Here is a 559-nt window from a genome sequence, read left to right on the forward strand (position 1 = left end):
ATGCATTGTTACCACCAACAGTAGTATTACCATCGTTAATAAGATTATCAACACTATTATTAGCACCCAAATCAGCATTACCAACATTAGTCAAATCACCAACATTGTTATTCTCACCAATAACAGATAAATCACCATTGTTAGTAACATTGCCTAATGCATTGTTACCACCAACAGTAGTATTACCATCGTTAATTAGATTATCAACAGTATTATTAGCACCTAAATCAGCATTACCAACATTAGTCAAATCACCAACATTGTTATTCTCACCAATAACAGATAAATCACCATTATTGGTAATATTGCCTAATGCATTGTTACCACCAACAGTAGTATTACCATCGTTAATTAGATTATCAACAGTATTATTAGCACCTAAATCAGCATTACCACTATTAGTTAAATCACCAATAGTATTATTTTCACCAGTAACAGATAAATCACCGTTATTGGTAACATTGCCTACTATATTATTATTGCCAATAGTAACATTATCATAGATTACAATATCAGAAGAACCAGTACTATCAGTATTATTAACTATAACATTATCATT

General features: G+C 30.4%; 1 protein-coding gene. It reads right to left on the bottom strand.

Features of this window, described 5'->3' with window-relative positions:
* The coding region (locus MBCUT_RS11210; RefSeq protein WP_211263761.1) for a hypothetical protein at window positions 1–559 on the bottom strand (559 nt) is incomplete at both ends.

This window comes from Methanobrevibacter cuticularis (assembly GCF_001639285.1).
Taxonomy (GTDB): domain Archaea; phylum Methanobacteriota; class Methanobacteria; order Methanobacteriales; family Methanobacteriaceae; genus Methanobaculum; species Methanobaculum cuticulare.